The organism is Bartonella senegalensis OS02, assembly GCF_000312545.1.
Lineage (GTDB): Bacteria > Pseudomonadota > Alphaproteobacteria > Rhizobiales > Rhizobiaceae > Bartonella > Bartonella senegalensis.
Map to the genome: position 1 here is coordinate 1 of NZ_HE997552.1, position 1,255 is coordinate 1,255.

Here is a 1,255-nt window from a genome sequence, read left to right on the forward strand (position 1 = left end):
TAATTTATTATTTTTCAACTTGAATGAGTGTGACAAGCATCTTAAGATTTTCTCATTTCAAATCACTTCTATAGTGAATCAAGCAAAACCAAATCCTTGCATCTCACAAACAGAGTTGGCATATAAGTGAAAACTCCTTAAGAAAGTGGTAAAAATGCTTTTTATGAACCATCTCAAGTGTCAAAGGTTGTCGCAAAATTTTGAGCTCGTAAAGAGCAATGATGTTAACAACTTGCTACCCTCATAAGCATAAAACTTGCGCTTTCATTAAGTGTAAATTGCGGTATCACGCTTTTCTTTCATACCTTCAGCAGAAATTGTCCAGATATTCCCATCAACCTGATTGTCACGAATATGACGCAAGGGATTAGTACGAACCCCTGTAAGGATAAGCAAACGCAAAGCCAATTATGTTATGGTTGTTATTTGGCAAAGTGTTTTGTAAAAAGCTTGTATATCTCTCCACTCCATTGCTGGAAAATTTATGACTTTATGGCTTTGTTTACCAAAAGAGCTTTTGCTTTTTTGTTGCTTGTCAATCAACATCTACGCCCAACACCGCAGCATGTTTGAAACAGAGATCAAGACGCATGAGAGCTTTACCAGCTATCTTGGCTTTTACATGCTAGAGAAGGGCAAGGATATTGAGTATCTCTCGTTTGGGTAATCTCTGAAACGGGTAGACAGCCTAATTTGGGGAGAATATGAAGTTTTAAAGATAAAAACCAGTTCCCATCTTTACCATCATCTTTTGGTTCAGCTTTCCGACTTTCAAAAGCATCCAAAGCGATATCTTTTAAATAATAAATTACGCATTGCCTCAAACTTTTGTTTGTTGCGTATCTTTAATGGATCACAACCCTCACGTAAAACAGAACGCCATTGCATTGCTAATTCACGGGCTTGTTTTCAAGAGACATCTCTCAACGCTCCCAAGCCCCTTTCGCAGCACCGCCCGTGAAAGGTACAAAGATAAAGCCATTGAACGCTGCCATCTTTACGCTTGTGAAGGAGCACATGGCACACCATCATTCTCTTTGCCAGCTCCCAATGTTGTTACAATCCTTGGCGCTTGAGACGATTCATAAGAGGTATTTTAATCCTTTTTTTACAATTTTACTCACACACCAGCCCCGCTTGTTCTGTACAAACAAGTGGTTTTGATTGATGCAATATCAACAGGATTGAAATGAGAGAATCTTAACAGTCTTCGCGGCTCTCATACAATATGCAAAACAATAAATTATCATTATAA

The 1,255-nt window shown here is 38.2% G+C and carries 1 pseudogene; it reads right to left on the reverse strand.

What is annotated here, in order from left to right:
• Window positions 1–285: 285 nt before the first annotated feature.
• Window positions 286–1,095, reverse strand: a pseudogene (locus tag BN200_RS08570) (tyrosine-type recombinase/integrase); the annotation flags it as partial.
• Window positions 1,096–1,255: the final 160 nt, after the last annotated feature.